16 protein-coding genes are annotated in these 15,676 nt (G+C 63.0%); 6 read left to right on the forward strand and 10 right to left on the reverse strand.

Translation table 11 applies throughout. From position 1 onward, the window contains the following. Positions 1-15: 15 nt before the first annotated feature. Positions 16-417: an acyl-CoA thioesterase gene (locus MRBLMC3_RS04385; protein WP_363734640.1), complete on the reverse strand. Its 402-nt coding sequence runs from the start codon at positions 415-417 to the stop codon at positions 16-18. Next, positions 417-1,703, reverse strand: coding sequence for a pyruvate dehydrogenase complex dihydrolipoamide acetyltransferase (locus tag MRBLMC3_RS04390; RefSeq protein ID WP_363754747.1), 1,287 nt, complete (start codon positions 1,701-1,703; stop codon positions 417-419). Before MRBLMC3_RS04390 ends, MRBLMC3_RS04385 begins: the two co-directional genes overlap by 1 nt. Positions 1,704-1,907: 204 nt before the next feature. On the opposite strand from MRBLMC3_RS04390, the gene MRBLMC3_RS04395 reads away from it, so the two are divergent. Then, positions 1,908-2,363 (forward strand): universal stress protein, encoded by a 456-nt coding sequence (locus tag MRBLMC3_RS04395; RefSeq protein WP_363734638.1) that lies wholly within the window; start codon positions 1,908-1,910, stop codon positions 2,361-2,363. 60 nt (positions 2,364-2,423) lie between these two features. On the opposite strand, the gene MRBLMC3_RS04400 is transcribed toward MRBLMC3_RS04395, so the two are convergent. From MRBLMC3_RS04400 to MRBLMC3_RS04415, 4 genes are all read right to left on the reverse strand, one after another. Next, positions 2,424-3,218: an ABC transporter permease gene (locus MRBLMC3_RS04400; protein WP_133652168.1), complete on the reverse strand. Its 795-nt coding sequence runs from the start codon at positions 3,216-3,218 to the stop codon at positions 2,424-2,426. After that, positions 3,215-4,147, reverse strand: a complete 933-nt coding sequence (locus tag MRBLMC3_RS04405) for an ABC transporter ATP-binding protein (protein ID WP_133652169.1) — start codon at positions 4,145-4,147, stop codon at positions 3,215-3,217. The genes MRBLMC3_RS04400 and MRBLMC3_RS04405 overlap by 4 nt, the downstream gene beginning before the upstream one ends. A gap of 68 nt (positions 4,148-4,215) precedes the next feature. Further along, the gene (locus MRBLMC3_RS04410; RefSeq protein ID WP_363734635.1) at positions 4,216-4,845 is read right to left on the reverse strand and encodes a class I SAM-dependent methyltransferase; all 630 of its coding nucleotides are present in this window, start codon (positions 4,843-4,845) and stop codon (positions 4,216-4,218) included. Positions 4,846-4,940: 95 nt separating this feature from the next. Further along, positions 4,941-5,819 carry a LysR family transcriptional regulator gene (locus tag MRBLMC3_RS04415; RefSeq protein WP_363826138.1) on the reverse strand — a complete coding sequence of 293 codons (879 nt, stop codon included), beginning with the start codon at positions 5,817-5,819 and terminating at the stop codon, positions 4,941-4,943. 110 nt (positions 5,820-5,929) lie between these two features. On the opposite strand from MRBLMC3_RS04415, the gene MRBLMC3_RS04420 reads away from it, so the two are divergent. The 3 genes from MRBLMC3_RS04420 to mmsB all read left to right on the forward strand — a co-directional run bounded on the left by MRBLMC3_RS04420 (position 5,930) and on the right by mmsB (position 9,239). After that, positions 5,930-7,072, forward strand: a complete 1,143-nt coding sequence (locus tag MRBLMC3_RS04420) for an acyl-CoA dehydrogenase family protein (protein WP_363826141.1) — start codon at positions 5,930-5,932, stop codon at positions 7,070-7,072. Between the two features lie 14 nt (positions 7,073-7,086). Beyond that, the gene (locus MRBLMC3_RS04425) at positions 7,087-8,169 is read left to right on the forward strand and encodes an enoyl-CoA hydratase/isomerase family protein (protein WP_363826144.1); all 1,083 of its coding nucleotides are present in this window, start codon (positions 7,087-7,089) and stop codon (positions 8,167-8,169) included. Between the two features lie 107 nt (positions 8,170-8,276). After that, complete coding sequence (gene mmsB, locus MRBLMC3_RS04430; protein WP_363826146.1) at positions 8,277-9,239, forward strand: 3-hydroxyisobutyrate dehydrogenase; 963 nt, start codon at positions 8,277-8,279, stop codon at positions 9,237-9,239. A 165-nt stretch (positions 9,240-9,404) separates the two neighbouring features. Here the strand turns inward: mmsB and MRBLMC3_RS04435 are convergent, their stop codons facing one another. From MRBLMC3_RS04435 to folE, 3 genes are all read right to left on the reverse strand, one after another. Continuing rightward, on the reverse strand, positions 9,405-10,181 hold the full coding sequence (locus tag MRBLMC3_RS04435; RefSeq protein WP_363826149.1) for an enoyl-CoA hydratase-related protein: 777 nt from the start codon (positions 10,179-10,181) through the stop codon (positions 9,405-9,407). Positions 10,182-10,271: 90 nt separating this feature from the next. Further along, positions 10,272-11,114 carry an SDR family oxidoreductase gene (locus MRBLMC3_RS04440; protein WP_363826151.1) on the reverse strand — a complete coding sequence of 281 codons (843 nt, stop codon included), beginning with the start codon at positions 11,112-11,114 and terminating at the stop codon, positions 10,272-10,274. Next, a complete protein-coding gene (folE, locus tag MRBLMC3_RS04445; RefSeq protein ID WP_363734628.1) occupies positions 11,111-11,719 on the reverse strand; it encodes a GTP cyclohydrolase I FolE in 609 nt (202 codons plus the stop codon). The genes MRBLMC3_RS04440 and folE overlap by 4 nt, the downstream gene beginning before the upstream one ends. A gap of 154 nt (positions 11,720-11,873) precedes the next feature. Here folE and MRBLMC3_RS04450 point away from each other — a divergent pair, with 154 nt between their 5' ends. Beyond that, on the forward strand, positions 11,874-12,476 hold the full coding sequence (locus tag MRBLMC3_RS04450; RefSeq protein ID WP_363734627.1) for a nucleotidyltransferase family protein: 603 nt from the start codon (positions 11,874-11,876) through the stop codon (positions 12,474-12,476). A 1-nt stretch (position 12,477) separates the two neighbouring features. Here MRBLMC3_RS04450 and MRBLMC3_RS04455 read toward each other — a convergent pair whose 3' ends face one another. Continuing rightward, complete coding sequence (locus MRBLMC3_RS04455; protein ID WP_363826641.1) at positions 12,478-14,148, reverse strand: MFS transporter; 1,671 nt, start codon at positions 14,146-14,148, stop codon at positions 12,478-12,480. Positions 14,149-14,342: 194 nt separating this feature from the next. Here MRBLMC3_RS04455 and MRBLMC3_RS04460 point away from each other — a divergent pair, with 194 nt between their 5' ends. Beyond that, positions 14,343-15,551 carry an acetyl-CoA C-acetyltransferase gene (locus MRBLMC3_RS04460; RefSeq protein ID WP_363826154.1) on the forward strand — a complete coding sequence of 403 codons (1,209 nt, stop codon included), beginning with the start codon at positions 14,343-14,345 and terminating at the stop codon, positions 15,549-15,551. The last annotated feature ends 125 nt before the right edge of the window (positions 15,552-15,676 follow it).

Raw genomic sequence — 15,676 nt, forward strand, 5'->3', positions numbered from 1 at the left:
TTTCTTTTTTGTTTTTTACGCCGCCGGGAAGGCGGGCACGGAACGGGGCTGGCGATCTTCTCCGATCGCCACGAAGGTGAAGGTCGCCTTGGTCACGCGATAGGAACGGTCGTCATGACGGGTCCGTCGCCAGGCTTCGACCTCAATCTTCATGGAGGTACGGCCCACCGAAATAAGCTTTGCGAACACGGAAACCTCGTCGCCGACCACCACCGGACGCAGGAAGGTCATGCCCTCGACCGCGATGGTAACCGCGCGGCCATGGCTATGGCGGGCGGCGACGGAACCCGCCGCCGAGTCCATCAGGCTCATCAGCCAGCCGCCGAAAATATCCCCATAGGGATTGGTATCGGCGGGCATGGCGATGACCCGCACCGCCGGACTTTCCGTCGGTGGCTGCTCATCCAGCGGGGACATCAGGCCAGCATGCCAATCGGATTTTCGACCAACTCCTTGAACACCTGCATCAGGCGGGCGCCGTCGGCCCCGTCAATGGCGCGATGGTCGAAGCTGCCGGTGGCGGACATGACAGTCGCGATCTGCAGGGAGTCGTCGATGACGAAGGGCCGCTTTTCGCCGGCGCCAATGGCCAGGATCATGCCCTGCGGCGGATTGATCACGGCCTCGAACTGCTTGATGCCGAACATGCCCATATTGGAGAGCGAGGCGGTGCCGCCCTGATATTCCTCCGGCTTCAGCTTGCCGTCCTTGGCGCGGCTGGCAAGGTCCTTCATCGCGGTCGAGATGGCGGCAACGCCCTTGCTGTCGGCCTCGGTCACGATCGGGGTAATCAGTCCGCCTGGGATGGACACGGCGACCGAAATGTCCGCCCGCTGGAATTGCAGCATCTGATCGCCGGCGAACTGCACATTGCATTCCGGCACCTGGATCAGCGCCACGCCAAGCGCCTTGATCAGAAGATCGTTGACCGACAGCTTGACGCCTCGCGAGGCCAGGCCGGCGTTGAGTTCGCCGCGCAACTTCAACAATTTGTCGAGCTGAACATCCACGGTCAGGTAAATATGGGGCACCTGCTGCTTGGATTCCGTCAGGCGCCGCGCGATCGTCTTGCGCATGCCGCTGAGCTTGATGACTTCATGCGGGATGCCGAAATCCTGCGCAGCGGCAGGAGCAGCCACAGATGCAGCCGCAGGCGCTGCGACGGATGCGGGAGCAGGCGTCTTTGCTGCAGGTGCAGCGCCTTCAAGGTCCGCCTTCACGATACGACCATTGGGGCCCGTACCGGTAAGGCCAGCAAGGTCGAGGCCCTTGGCTTCGGCCAGGCGGCGGGCCAGCGGGCTGGCCTTCACGCGGTCCTTCCCGGCCCCGGCTTGCGCCGGTTCCGCCTTTGGCGCGGGCGCAGGTGCCTGCGCGGCGACCGGCTGGGCCTGCGGGGCGGCACGCTCCGCGGGCGCCGCCTTGGGAGCGGCATTTCCTGCTGCTGCCTGAGACACATCCTCGCCCTCTTCCGCGATGATGGCGATGACGGTGCCGACCTTCACACCTTCAGATCCTTCGGCAACCAGTATCTTCGCAACGACGCCCTCATCGACCGCTTCGAATTCCATGGTCGCCTTGTCAGTCTCGATCTCCGCGAGCAGGTCGCCGGAGGATACCGTATCCCCCTCCTTCACCAGCCATTTCGCCAGCGTCCCTTCTTCCATCGTCGGGGAAAGGGCGGGCATCTGGATCGTCTTACTCATGGGTGGAAGGCCTCTCATCTTATCCGGCGTGGGGCTGATGGGCTTCGTTTCGGCGCTTTGGCCGGAACGGTCAAGGGCAAGCCTTGCGCAGCCGCCCATAATCCGCCACATTTCACCACACTGGTTCACAGCTAACCATATGGGTTCAGCGCGCGCCGGTTCTGTAGAAGACCAAATGGTCGTTACTCTGTAGGGACGCAGCAGATGCGGACATATCTGGTTGTGGTGGACGAATCACCAGAGGCGGAGACGGCGCTCCGTTTCGCCGCGCGACGGGCCGCCAAGACGGCCGGTGCGGTTCGCATCCTGGCCCTCATTCCCCCTGCCGAGTTCGTCCAGTGGGGCGGCGTGCAGGCAACCATGGAGGATGAGGCACTTCAGCGCGCCGAAGCCCTGGTGACAAGCGCCGCTGGCACGCTGACCGACGAATCCGGCATCCGTCCCAGCATCACCGTGCGCCAGGGGGATCCGGTGACGATCGTACGCCGCACGCTGGATGAAATGGACGATGTCGCGGCACTGGTGCTGGGCGCGGCCGCCAGTGGCCATCCGGGCGTCCTGGTCTCCCACTTCGCGGGTGCAGATGCGGGCAAGCTGCCCTGCCCGATCATGATCATTCCCGGCGGCCTGGATGCAGAAGCGATCGACCGGTTGAGCTGAACCGTCCTGCCATCGATCCCGAATCCGGGCAGCGGCGTCAGAGGGGAGCCTGCCCGCTCGCTATTTTTTGAGGCGATAGCCCGTCCGGAACATCCAGCCGATCGCGGCCAGGCACAACGCCAGCATGCCGGCGACGAACAGCAGGCTGAACTCGATGCCGACATCACCCCGTCCGAAGAAGGTCCAGCGGAAACCGGAGATGAGGTAGACGATCGGGTTGAACAGCGTGATCGTTCGCCACGGCTCCGCCAGCATATGGATAGAATAGAAGGCGCCGCCCAGGAAGGTCATCGGCATGATCAGCAGCAGGGGGATGACCTGCAACTGCTCGAAACTCTGCGCCCATATGCCCAGGATGAAACCGAACAGGCAGAAGCTGATGGCGATCAGCATCATGAAGGCGACCATCGCGACCGGGTGGGCGACATGGATGTCGACGAACAGATGGGCGGTGACGAAGATGATGGTGCCGACGATCAGCGACTTGGTAGCCGCCGCGCCGACATAGGCGATGATCGTCTCCACCGCCGAAACGGGAGCCGACAACAGTTCATAGATGGTGCCAGTGAATTTCGGCATGTAGATGCCGAAGCTCGCGTTGAAGATGCTCTCGGTGAACATCGACATCATGATCAGACCGGGCACGATGAAAGCCGCGTAGGGAATGCCGTCGATCTGCGTCATGCGCGAACCGATCGCGCCGCCGAACACCACGAAATAGAGCGAGGTGGTGATCACCGGCACCAGCAGTCCGGTCAGCAATGTGCGGCGGAAACGGTGCAATTCGAACTTGTAGATCGCCCAGATGGCACGGTGGTTGAATCGACTTGCCCCTTGGGAATTGAAACCACTCATGCCGCCTGCTCCTGATGGACCAGACTGACGAATATATCCTCCAGGCTGCTCTGTTCGGTGTTGAGATCCTTGTAGCCCAGACCCATGTCACCCAGCCTGCGCAAAAGGGACGACACGCCGGTTCGCTCCGCCTGGGTATCGAATATATATTCGATCTCGTGGCCGTCCGCCTTCAGTGTGACCTGCCATTCGCCAAGCTCCGGCGGGACGACGGACAGCGGTTCCGCCAGCACGATCGTCAGCGTCTTCTTGCCGAGCTTCTTCATGAGAGCGGTCTTCTCCTCGACCAGAACCAGCTCCCCCTTGTTGATGACGCCGACGCGATCGGCCATCTCCTCCGCCTCCTCGATATAATGGGTGGTAAGGATGATGGTGACGCCGGTCTGGCGCAGTTCCCCGATCAACTTCCACATGTCCCGCCGCAATTCGACGTCGACACCCGCGGTCGGTTCATCCAGGAACAGCACGCGCGGTTCATGCGAGAGCGCCTTGGCGATCATCACGCGGCGCTTCATGCCGCCGGACAGTTCCAGGATCTTGCTGTGGCGCTTGTCCCAGAGCGAGAGGTCGCGCAGCACCTTCTCGATATAGGCGTCGTTGCGCGGCTTGCCGAACAGGCCGCGGGAGAAGGTGACGGTGTCGATCACCCGCTCAAAGGCATCGGTATGCAGTTCCTGCGGCACCAGCCCGATGGCCGATCGCGAACCGCGATAGGCGCGGATGATGTCGTGCCCGGCTACGGTGACGGTGCCGCCGGTCGGCCTTACATTACCGCAGATGATGGAGATCATGGTCGTCTTGCCGGCGCCGTTCGGCCCAAGCAGCGCGAATATCTCGCCCTCCTCTATCTCCAGGTCGACGCCCTTGAGCGCCTGAAAACCCGAAGCATAGCTCTTGGTCAGGCCGGAAACGGTGATGATGGACGCCATGCGCGGCAATGCCCCCCTATTCTTTGAAGCGCAAAGATAGGGTGCCGCGCCCCGGGCGCAACCGCCGTCTATTCGCCTTTGCGGAAAAAGCGGAAAACGGTGGCGGGTGGGAAGTTGCGAACCGTCTGCCCGATCCGGACCACGTCCAGTCCGAGCGCATCCAGTATTTCCCGATGCACCGGCGGGCGCAAGGAATAGGTGAACTGGATGAAGGCCCCGCCCGGACGAAGCATGCGAAAACTTTCGGACAGGATGTCGGCGTGCATCTGGCGGTCCATGGCCAGCAACGGCAGGCCGCTGATCACCGACTGATATTCCCCCGCCTCTCCCGCGGTTGCCGTGGAAACGATCTGGGCGGGCGTTTCCAGCACCGAAACATGCGGAAAGTGACGCCTTAGCCCGCGTGCGAAGGCGGGATTGATCTCCACGACCTCCAGCTTTTCAGGCGGCAGGCCAGTGCCCAATATGGCGCGCGTGAAAACGCCCGTGCCGCCGCCCAGCTCGATCACGCGACCATCCTCCGGATCGATATGTTCCACCATCAATCTGGCGAGATATCGGCTGCTGGGAACGACGGAGGCGGTCTGGCGCGGTTTCTTCACCCAAGCGGCCAGGAAATCCAGATATTCGGCCGCCCGCGTGCGAAAGTCGCTGTTGGGCAGGGCAACTGCCCGACTCCACCTTGGTTTATGCTGCATGAGCGAAACGCGACCATGTTCGTATCATGGGACTCCCTTAGCGAGCCGGACAAGCGTCGTCGATGAATTTTAGGCAGCCGGTTGGCAAAGCGCCCTCATGCTTTCAAGGTTTCGATACGATCCTGCAACCATTGCGCGACGGCCGCAATGCGCGGCAGTTTCTTGAGGTCACCATGGGTGACCAGCCAGAAACTGCGCATGATCTCCACCTGATCGGCGATGACCGGCACCAGGGCGGAATCATGGGCGGCGATGAAATCGGGCAATACGCCGATGCCGGCGCCTTCGGCGATCATGCGATGCTGCATGTTGATGCTGGTGGCGCGCAGACTGGCCTCCAGCCCCGCCTCCACCTCATCCAGATAGTCGAGTTCGGGCGAAAAGATGAATTCAGGCACATAGCCGACCAGCACATGAGCGCGCAGGTCAGCGGGATTGCGCGGCGTTCCGGCCTTAGCCAGATAAGCGGGAGACGCATAGAGATGCAGGCGATAGTCGCCCATCCGCCGAACCGACAGCCGGCCACGCTGCGGACGCGCCAGCATGACCGCCATGTCGGCTTCGCGCTTCGACGGATTGAGAAATCCCGATGCCGTGATGAGATCGAGCCGGATGCCCGGATGGCGCCGGTTGAAATCCGCAAGGCCCGGCGCCAGCACCCAGGTGCCAAACCCCTCCGCCACGGACAGGCGCACCTGGCCGCCCAGATGATGCCCTCGCCCCGTCGCCTCCTCCATGGCCGCGAGCGCCGCGCTTTCCACATTCTCGGCGTGGCGCAGCAGCGCCTGTCCGTGCGCGGTCAATATGCGCTCGCCCGCCCCCATTTCGAACAGTTCAGGCCCCAGAGCGCGCTCCAGACGGGCGAGCCGCCGGGCAATCGTCGTCGCATCAATGCCCAGGGACCGCGCTGCCGGCGCGATCTTGCGCGTACGCGCCACGGCCAGAAATACCCTGAGATCGTCCCAATCGAACATTCATCGCCCGCTAACTGCAAAATCGCGGGGATGCTATGCAAAACTGCGTTGTTGCGTGCAATTCCGCATCATATCTAGAGGGAAGTTCAAATCGCACGTCAGGAGAGTTTGTGAGCCAGTTCGATCTCACCGAGGACCAGTTGGCCATTCAGGAGATGGCGCGCAGGTTCACCGCTGATGCAATCACGCCCTTTGCGGCGGAGTGGGACGAAAAGCATATCTTTCCCCGCGACACCATCCGCGCTGCGGCGGAGCTGGGTTTTGGCGGCATTTATGTATCGGAAGAGTCCGGCGGCATCGGCCTTGGGCGGTTGGAGGCGGCGCTGATCATGGAGGCGATGGCCTATGGCTGCCCGTCGACCAGCGCCTTCATTTCGATCCACAACATGGCTTCCTGGATGATCGACCGTTTCGGCAGCAAGGCGGTGAAGGACAAATATCTGCCCTCCATGGTACCGATGGAGCGGATCGGCAGCTATTGCCTGACCGAAGCGGGCTCGGGGTCCGACGCGGCGGCGCTCAAGACGCGGGCGGCAAGGGACGGCGATCATTATGTCGTCACCGGCTCCAAGCAGTTCATCTCCGGCGGCGGAGAAAATGAAATCTATGTCGTCATGGTCCGCACCGGCGACGAAGGGCCGAAGGGCATCAGTTGCCTCGTCATCGAAAAGGACATGCCCGGGGTCAGCTTCGGCGCGCTGGAGCGCAAGCTGGGCTGGCATTCGCAGCCGACCGCCCAGGTCAATTTCGATGGCGTGCGGGTGCCGGTGGAAAATCTGGTCGGTGGTGAGGGCGAAGGTTTCCGCATAGCGATGATGGGGCTCGACGGCGGCCGGCTCAACATCGGGGCCTGCTCGCTCGGCGGCGCCCAGCGCTGCATCGACGAAACCCTTGCCTATACCAAGGAGCGCAAGCAGTTCGGCCAGAGCATAGCCGATTTCCAGAACACCCAATTCATGCTGGCAGACATGGAAACGGAATTGCAGGCTGCGCGCACCCTGCTCTATGCGGCGGCCGTCAAGGTGACGGAGAATGCGCCGGACAAGACACGCTTCGCCGCCATGGCCAAGCGGATGGCGACCGACACCGGATCCTCCGTGGTCGACCGGGCGCTGCAACTGCATGGCGGCTATGGCTATCTGATGGACTATCCCATTGAACGTTTCTGGCGTGACCTGCGCGTGCATTCGATCCTGGAAGGCACAAACCAGGTGATGCGCATGATCATCGCCCGCGACATGCTGCGACAATGAGCGCGGGAGATTTTATGACTGATGAAGTTCTGATTTCCGTCGACAATGGCGTGGGACGCATCAGGCTGAACCGGCCGAAGGCAATCCATGCGTTGAACACGCAGATGTGCAGCGCCATCATCGATGCCCTGTTGGCATGGAGAACGGATCATTCGGTCGTTGCCGTCATGCTCGACCATGCGCCTTCGCCCGATGGTGATCCCCGGCTCTCACGCGGTTTCTGTGCCGGGGGCGACATCGCCATGATCGCCAACAGCGCCAAGGGCGACTGTTCCGAAGCCGAGCGCTTCTTCTTCACCGAATATCGCATGAATCATCTGCTGTTCGTCTATGAAAAGCCGATCGTCGCCTTCATCGACGGTATTGTCATGGGCGGCGGCGTCGGGATTTCCGATCCGGCGCGCTATCGCGTTGCGACGGAGCGGACGACCTACGCCATGCCGGAAACGGGCATCGGCCTGTTCCCCGACGTGGGCGGCGGCTGGTTCCTGCCGCGCATGCCGGGACGGACCGGGGTCTGGCTTGCCACGACCGGTGCGCGGATCAAGGGCGCGGATTGCGCCGCCATCGGCATCGCCACCCACTATATGGCGTCGGATAAGCTGGAAGCAGTGAAGGCCCGGATCATTGCCAGCCCCCATGCATTGGCGGAAATCCTGGATGAGATGGCCGAGGTGCCACCACCCTCAGCCTGGGAAGCGCATCAGGAAGAGATAGACCGCCTCTTCGCATCCGATCGGCTCGAGGACATATTGGCTGCGTTGGAAGCGGACGGATCGGATTGGGCGCGGGAGCAGGCGGCCACCCTCGCCACCAAGTCGCCGCAGACGGTCAAGGTGGCGCTCCGGCAGATGGTGGAGGGCGCGGCCTTCACCGATTTTGCGGACAATATGCGCAATGAATATCGCATCGGCTATCATGTCATCCGCCGTCCTGATTTCATTGAAGGCGTGCGGGCGGTCATCTTTGACAAGGATAATGCGCCGAAATGGAGCCCGGCCCGGCCGCAGGATGTGACGGAAGAACTTGTCGACAGCCTGTTTGCGCCCTTGCCCCCGGAAAAGGAATGGACGCCGCTGCCGCAACTGGACGGTTAGAGGCGATGTGCAGGCGATTGCAACCGGTCGCTGGTCAGGAAGTCGCGGAAACTTGGGAATCTGGCGCATCGCGCAGAATGGCGACGAAAGGCCCTCTGCAAGGTCGGATGCGGCAAGGAAGAACGGGAGCGCACAGTTGCGTCGGGCTTGACGCAGCGCGCTCCAAGACAGGAGGAGTGCCTGAAATGAGCCAGACAATCGCCTTTATCGGCCTGGGCAACATGGGCGGCGGCATGGCCGTCAACCTGCTGAAGAACGGCTTTGCCGTGCGGGCCTTCGACCTGTCGGAAGAGGCGCTGGCCAAGGCGGCCGAAGCCGGCGCGGTGCGCTGCGCCAGCGCGGCGGAGGCGGTTGCGGGCGCCGATGCCGTCGTGACCATGCTTCCCGCGGGCAAGCATGTGGAGGGCGTCTACACGGGCGACGTCTTCGACGCGGCGAAGGCGGATGCGCTGTTCCTCGACTGTTCGACCATCGATGTCGCGACGGCGCGGCGCGTGGAGGAGGCTGCCGCCAAGAAAGGGTTCGAAATGGTCGATGCCCCGGTTTCAGGCGGTATCGCGGCAGCCAATGGCGGCACGCTGACCTTCATGGTCGGTGGCACCGATCAGGCGTTCGGCCGAGCCAAGCCGATCCTGTCTGCCATGGGCAAGGCGGTGATCCACGCCGGCGGCGCCGGCAATGGCCAGGCCGCCAAGATCTGCAACAACATGCTGCTGGGCGCGACGATGGTCGCGACTTGCGAAACCTTTGCCATGGCGAAGAAGCTCGGCCTGGATCCGCAAACCTTCTACGATATCTCCAGCGTGTCGTCTGGGCAGAGCTGGTCGATGACCAGCTATTGCCCGGTGCCCGGTGTCGGACCGCAAAGCCCGTCAGACAATGGCTATCAGGGCGGCTTCGCCGTCGGGCTGATGCTGAAGGATCTGAAGCTGGCTAGTGAAGCGGCCGCTTCGGTGGGGGCGAGCGTCCCGATGGGAAATGTGGCTGAGTCGCTCTATCAATTGCTCACCAATCGCGGTGAAGCGGCGCGGGACTTTTCGCTGATGATCGAGATGCTGGAGGGGAAGTAAGCGGCCTACCCCTCCCTCAGCGATTTTAGAGCGGGTTTCGATCTGATTGAATCAGATCGCCGCTCTGATTCCTTGTTTTCCGCGATTTCTTAACCAGCGATCGGTTCCGATCGCTTGGAAATCGCTCTAGCGAAGGCGCGCTTCCAGGGCGCGCCCTCCCGCCGATCAGCGCCCCTTCCAGACGCCCGCGCGTTTTTCGACGAAGGCTTCCATGCCTTCCTTCTTGTCCTCGGTCGCGGTCAGGATCTGGAACAGGCGGCGCTCGGTCAATATCCCCTGGGCCAGCCCGGTCTCAAATGTCAGATTGACCATTTCCTTGTTCACCATCGCGGCCATGGGCGGCATGCCGGCGATGGTCGCGGCGGTCTTGAGCGCATCGTCGAGCAATTCGGCGGCGGGAACGATCCGAGCGACCAGCCCGGCGCTTTCCGCCTCTTCCGCGCCCATCATGCGGCCCGTCAGGCACATTTCCATCGCCTTCGCCTTGCCCACGGCACGGGTCAGGCGCTGCGACCCGCCCATGCCCGGCGCTACGCCCAGCTTGATCTCGGGTTGACCGAATTTCGCCGTGTCGGCCGCCAGGATGAAGTCCGCCATCATCGCCAGTTCGCACCCGCCGCCCAGCGCGAAACCGGCAACAGCAGCAATCCACGGCTTGCGGGTCGCGACGACCTTGCTCTGCCAGCCGGAGAAGAAATCCTCCAGGAAGAAGTCCGCTGCTTCCTTCTCCACCATCTCCTTGATGTCGGCGCCCGCGGCGAAGGCCTTTTCGCTGCCGGTCAGGACAAGGCAACGCTGTGCCGGATCGGCATCATAGGCGGCAAAGGCTGCGCCAAGATCCTTCAGCACCTGGCTGTTCAGCGCGTTCAGCGCCTGCGGGCGGTTGAGCGTGACCAAAGTCACCGCATCCCGTTGTTCGACCAGGATCGTTTCGAATGCCATTGCAGTCTCCCTTCATTGACCCATTGCGATCCGCTCTATGCAGCGAGACGGCGCTTGGCCAGTCCTTGAGGAGCCGCATCTTCGCAGCCGCTATCGGCACAGATGCATGAAATCCCGGTCATAGCTTCGCAAATGCGCGCCACCGTCGATGTAGAGCGTCTGGCCCGTCACGGCGCTGGCACCCGCCAGATAGAGCACGGCCTGGGCGATCTCCTCCGCCTGCGGCAAACGCGCCAGCGGCATCAGGGTCGACAGTCTTTCCATCTGATCGTGGTCATAATCCGGCGTCGCGATGGTAAGACCCGGCGCGACGGCATTGACCCTGATCTGCGGCGCCAGTGTGGAGGCGGAGAGCCGCGTCAGTCCCGCCAGGGCCATTTTCGAAAGCGTATAGGCGAGTTGGTCACCATGCGGGTGGTCGATCCGCTGGTCGAGGATGTTGACGATGCACCGATCGCCCGTTCCCGCAGGAACCGTGGCAAAGGCTTTGGTGAGCAGCGTGGGCGCGGCGCAGTTGACGGCATAATGGCGCATCAGGTCGCCGGCATTGACACTGTCGAGCCGGTCCTGTCCGAATATCGCCGCACTGTTGACGAGCACGTCCGGCGGCCTGCCAAAGCGCTCAGCCACCAGCGCCACCAACTCCTCCGCCCCTTCCGGATCGGCGAAATCGACGGTGAAGCCGTCCCATTCAGTCGCATTATCTTCCAGCGTCAGCGCCAGATGGGAATCCAGCCGGGTATCGTGACTGCCGTGGATCGCCAGCGAATAGCCGGCCTGCGCGAATGCGGCGGAGATGATGCCACCCAGCCGCCGATGGCCGCCCGTCACCAGCGCGAGCCGCTTTTGCGCCAGCGGACGCGCGCCGGCCTGTTCCTCGCGCTGCCGGGAGCCCCCAAGGGGCCGATAGGCAGGAACTTCCGGCTCGGTCACGATGCAATCAGCTTGAGCACTTCTTCACGGCTCTTCTCATCATCGCGGAACACGCCCAGCATGCGGCTGGTCTTCATGACGACGTTGGGCGTACGAACGCCCCGACCGGTCATGCAACCATGCGTCGCTTCGACCACAACGGCGACGCCCTGGGGCTTCAGATTCTCCCAGATACAATTGGCGACCTCCGAAGTCAGTCGCTCCTGCACCTGAAGGCGATGGGCGAACGCGTGCAGCACGCGCGCCAGCTTCGATATCCCCACGACATATTGGCCAGGCAGATAGGCGATATGCGCAACACCCACGATGGGCGCCATGTGATGCTCGCAATGCGACTGGAACGGAATGTCCTTCAACAGGACGACATCGTCATAACCGCCAACCTCATGGAAGATGCGCGAAAGATGATAGGCCGGATCATCTTCATAACCCCGGCAATATTCCTTCCACGCGCGTGCCACGCGTTCAGGCGTCTCGATCAGTCCTTCCCGCTCCGGATCGTCGCCAGACCAGCGGATCAATGTCCGGATAGCATCGGCCACGTTCGCGGGAACCGGGATCTTGACCGACTCGCCCGCAGTTTCCGCGTCGGGATCATATTCCATGGACGGCACCACTCCTCTGTTGCTCAGCGGCATATGGCGACTGATTCGCACGAACGCCAGCCCCCTTTGCCACGCTGGACATGCCATGCCGTCGGTGGCACATGCTGACCAAACCGGGTGAACCGGGGTCGCAACACATCATCGCAGCGGAACCATGCGGACCGAACAGATCGCCGCCGTCCTCCTTGCAGCGGGCACTTCCTCCCGTTTCGGGGAAGAAGACAAGCTGATGGCCGACCTGCGCGGAAAGGCCGTCTTCGTCCATGCGCTGGAAACCATCGCCTCCATGATCTTTGGGGAATTGGTGGCGGTGGTGCGTCCCATAAGCCAAGCCCCGGTCCTGCATCGCCGGCTGGAACGGCGCGGCTATACCATCATCGTCAATGACCGTCCGGAAGACGGCATGTCGGGCAGCATCATCCGCGCCGTCGAACATGTCATGCCGATACGGAAATGCCGCGGCATATTGGTCTGCCTGGCGGACATGCCCGACGTGCCCCAGACGCATTACAACCGGATCTGCCTCGCGGCCGAGGACATCCGATCCGTCGTCGCGAGCACCGACGGCTTTTCATCCTCGCCCCCCGCATTCATCGGGCGCAAGCATTTTCCCGAACTTCTGGCCTTGCGCGGCGACCAGGGGGCAAGGGCGCTGCTCAGCCACGGTGTGCAGATCGAAACCATGGGTGCCAACCTGCGGGACATCGACACGCCCGAGGATCTGGATCCTGAGCCACGGACGGAGCCGAAATCGTAGATCAGCTGGAACGGGTGGGATCGGTCATGGGATCGCCCATTTCCCGCGGATCGGCCGAACGCCCAAGCGGTAGCGAACCCGTCTGACGTTCCAGCATGCGATGCACGACCGGCGGATTGGCCCCACAGTGCAGGGCGTGGATCGCTTCGCTGTTCGCCCTGTCGGCCACCGTCCGGCGACTGTTGTGGCGGACATAGTCCAGCCAGGTGGACACATGATAGCGCTCCAGCCACAGTTCCGGATCGCCCAGATCGCGCAGCAGCGACCATCCATGGGCGCCATCGCGACGGCGTATGCGGCGACGTTCGCTCATCGCTGCAAGGAAGGGCACCACCGATCCGGCAGCTATGCGATATTCTATGGTGACGACGACAGGACCGCTCCGGGGCTCGATCGGAACCATCGTCTGCGGTTCCCGCCACAGATTTTGAAGATCGAGATTCTGTTCGCCTATTTGCGCGAGCGGCCGGATATATCCGATCATGGCCGAGGCGAACTGGACAGCCGCCGCGCCGTAGAGCGCTACGAGCACGCCATGATCCTCCGCCAGCGTGCCGAACAGCCATGCGCCGCCGGCCATGCCGCCGAAGGCCACCATCTGATAGAGAGCCACGGCGCGCGCCACGACCCAGCGGGGCGCCGACATCTGGACGGAAACGTTGAAGGTCGAAAGGGCGACCACCCAGCCGGCGCCCGCCAGCAGCAAACCCGCCAGCGCCAGGACCAGCCAATGGCTGACGGCCATCAGCATCGTCCCGGCCGCCAGGGCGATGGCAGCCGAGCGGACAATGGCCTCGACCGAAAAACGGCGTCGCAACTGCCCCGTCGACAACGCCCCCAGCACCGCACCGATGCCGAAGGCCCCACTGAGCGCGCCGAAGGTCAATGCTCCACCACCCAGCAGGTCACGCGCAACCAGCGGCATCATCGCCGACACCGCGCTTGCCCCGATGCCGAACGCCGCGCTTCGCAGCAGGACGATCTGGATATTGGGCGACATGGCGACATAGCGGACTCCGGCCCGCATCGCGAGACCGATGCGTTCGCGCGGAAGGAGCTGAGGTGGCCGTTCGGGACGCCAGCGGGCAAGCACCGCAACCAAGCCCACATAGCTGATCGCGTTGACCAGGAAGGCCGCCGCCGCACCGGCCGCCGCCACGATCACCCCTCCCAACGCCGGCCCGATGCTGCGCGCCATGTTGAAACCCATGGAATTGAGCGAAACGGCGTTGGGCAAGGCCGCCCTGGGCACCATGTCCCCCACTGACGCCTGCCAGGCCGGCCCGTTGATCGCGGTGGCGCAACCGACAAGGAAAGTGAAGCCCAGCAACGCCCATGGGGTCACCCACCCCATCCAGGCGAACAGAGCCAGCAGGGCGGAAACGAGGAGCATGAAAAGCTGGCACAGCAGCATCACCACGCGCCGGTCACTATTGTCCGCCACGGCGCCTGCCCAAAGCGAGAGCAACATGATCGGCAGTGTCGTCGCGGCCGGAACCAGAGCTATCATCTGGGGCGAGGCGGACAATGAGGTCATCATCCACTGCGCGCCGACCGACTGGATCAGCCCGCCGAAGTTGGAAGCGAGGCTGGCCCACCAGATCGCCCGGAAGATCGGGATCGACAAGGGCGAAGGTGCTTGGGAAGGGTCCGATTCTGACACGCCCTCCATGAAGCGGAATAAGGCCAACGGGTCAAATCCGCGAATCGGTAAAATGACGAAGCGATCAGCCGGTTGATGCAGAGCAACCGTCGCAGCCCGATGACGTTACGGTCGGGCGGGGTGGCGATTGAGACTTGCACTTTACGTAAACGTAAATACATTCGCAGCGAACATCCGGCGCCCAGCGGAGAGGAACGAATAGCATGGAAGCCTATATCTATGATGCCGTCAGGACGCCCCGAGGCCGGGGCAAGGCCGACGGGTCGCTGCACGAAATCACCCCCATCCAGCTGGCGACGCAGATGCTGGAAGCGGTACGGGACCGAACGGAAATCGATACCGCGGATGTCGATGACGTCATCCTGGGCTGCGTCACCCCGGTGGGCGAGCAGGGCGCGGACATTGCCCGCGTCGCGGTGCTGAATGCCGATTATGCCCAGACCGTGCCGGGCGTGCAGATCAATCGCTTCTGCGCTTCGGGCCTGGAGGCCGTGAACATGGCGGCCGCGAAGGTCTATTCCGGCGAGGCAGGACTTGCCATCGGCGGCGGGGTGGAGTCGATGAGCCGAGTGCCGATGGCGTCGGATGGTGGCGCCTGGGCGATGGACCCCGCGGTCGCATACAAGACCTATTTCGCGCCGCAGGGCATCGGCGCCGACGTGATCGCGACCAAGTTCGGGATCAGCCGGGACGATGTCGACGCCTATGCCGTCGAAAGCCAGCGCCGCGCCAAGGCGGCCTGGGATGAGAAGCGCTTCGCCAGGTCGATCGTGCCGGTCAAGGACGTGATCGGCCAGGTCGTGCTCGACCATGACGAACATATGCGGCCGGACGCAACGATGCAGTCGCTGGCCGCACTCAAGCCCAGCTTTGCGGCACTGGGCGAGGAAATGCCCGGCTTCGACACCGTGGCGCTGCTGCGCTATCCGGAGCTGGAGAAGGTCAATCACGTCCACCATGCCGGCAACAGCAGCGGCATCGTCGACGGCGCGGCCGCGGTGCTGGTCGGCAACAAGGCGATGGGCGAGAAATATGGGCTGAAGGCCCGCGCCAGGATAAAGGCTATGGCCTCTATCGGCTCGGAACCACTGATCATGCTGACCGGGCCGGAATTCGTTGCGGGCAAGCTGCTGAACCGGGCGGGCATGAGCAAGTCCGACATCGATCTGTGGGAGTTGAACGAGGCCTTTGCCAGCGTGGTGTTGCGCTACATGCAGGCGATGGACCTCGACCATGGCCAGATCAACGTCAATGGCGGCGCGATCGCGATGGGCCATCCATTGGGCGCTACCGGAGCGATGGTGCTCGGCACGGCGCTGGATGAACTGGAGCGCAGCGGCAAGGGCACCGCGCTCATCAACCTGTGCGTCGGCGCAGGCATGGGCACCGGCATCATCATCGAACGCGTTTGAACATAGGAACCGTCCGTGCCGAGTGACCATCGAGCCTGTCGGAATGGCAGGTCGAAGGATTAAATGCTTCGATACCAGTCTTCGACAGACCTGGCGTCCGAGCGGCACGAACGGAGATAGGAAAG

Source organism: Sphingobium sp. LMC3-1-1.1 (assembly GCF_040676285.1).
GTDB lineage: Bacteria > Pseudomonadota > Alphaproteobacteria > Sphingomonadales > Sphingomonadaceae > Sphingobium.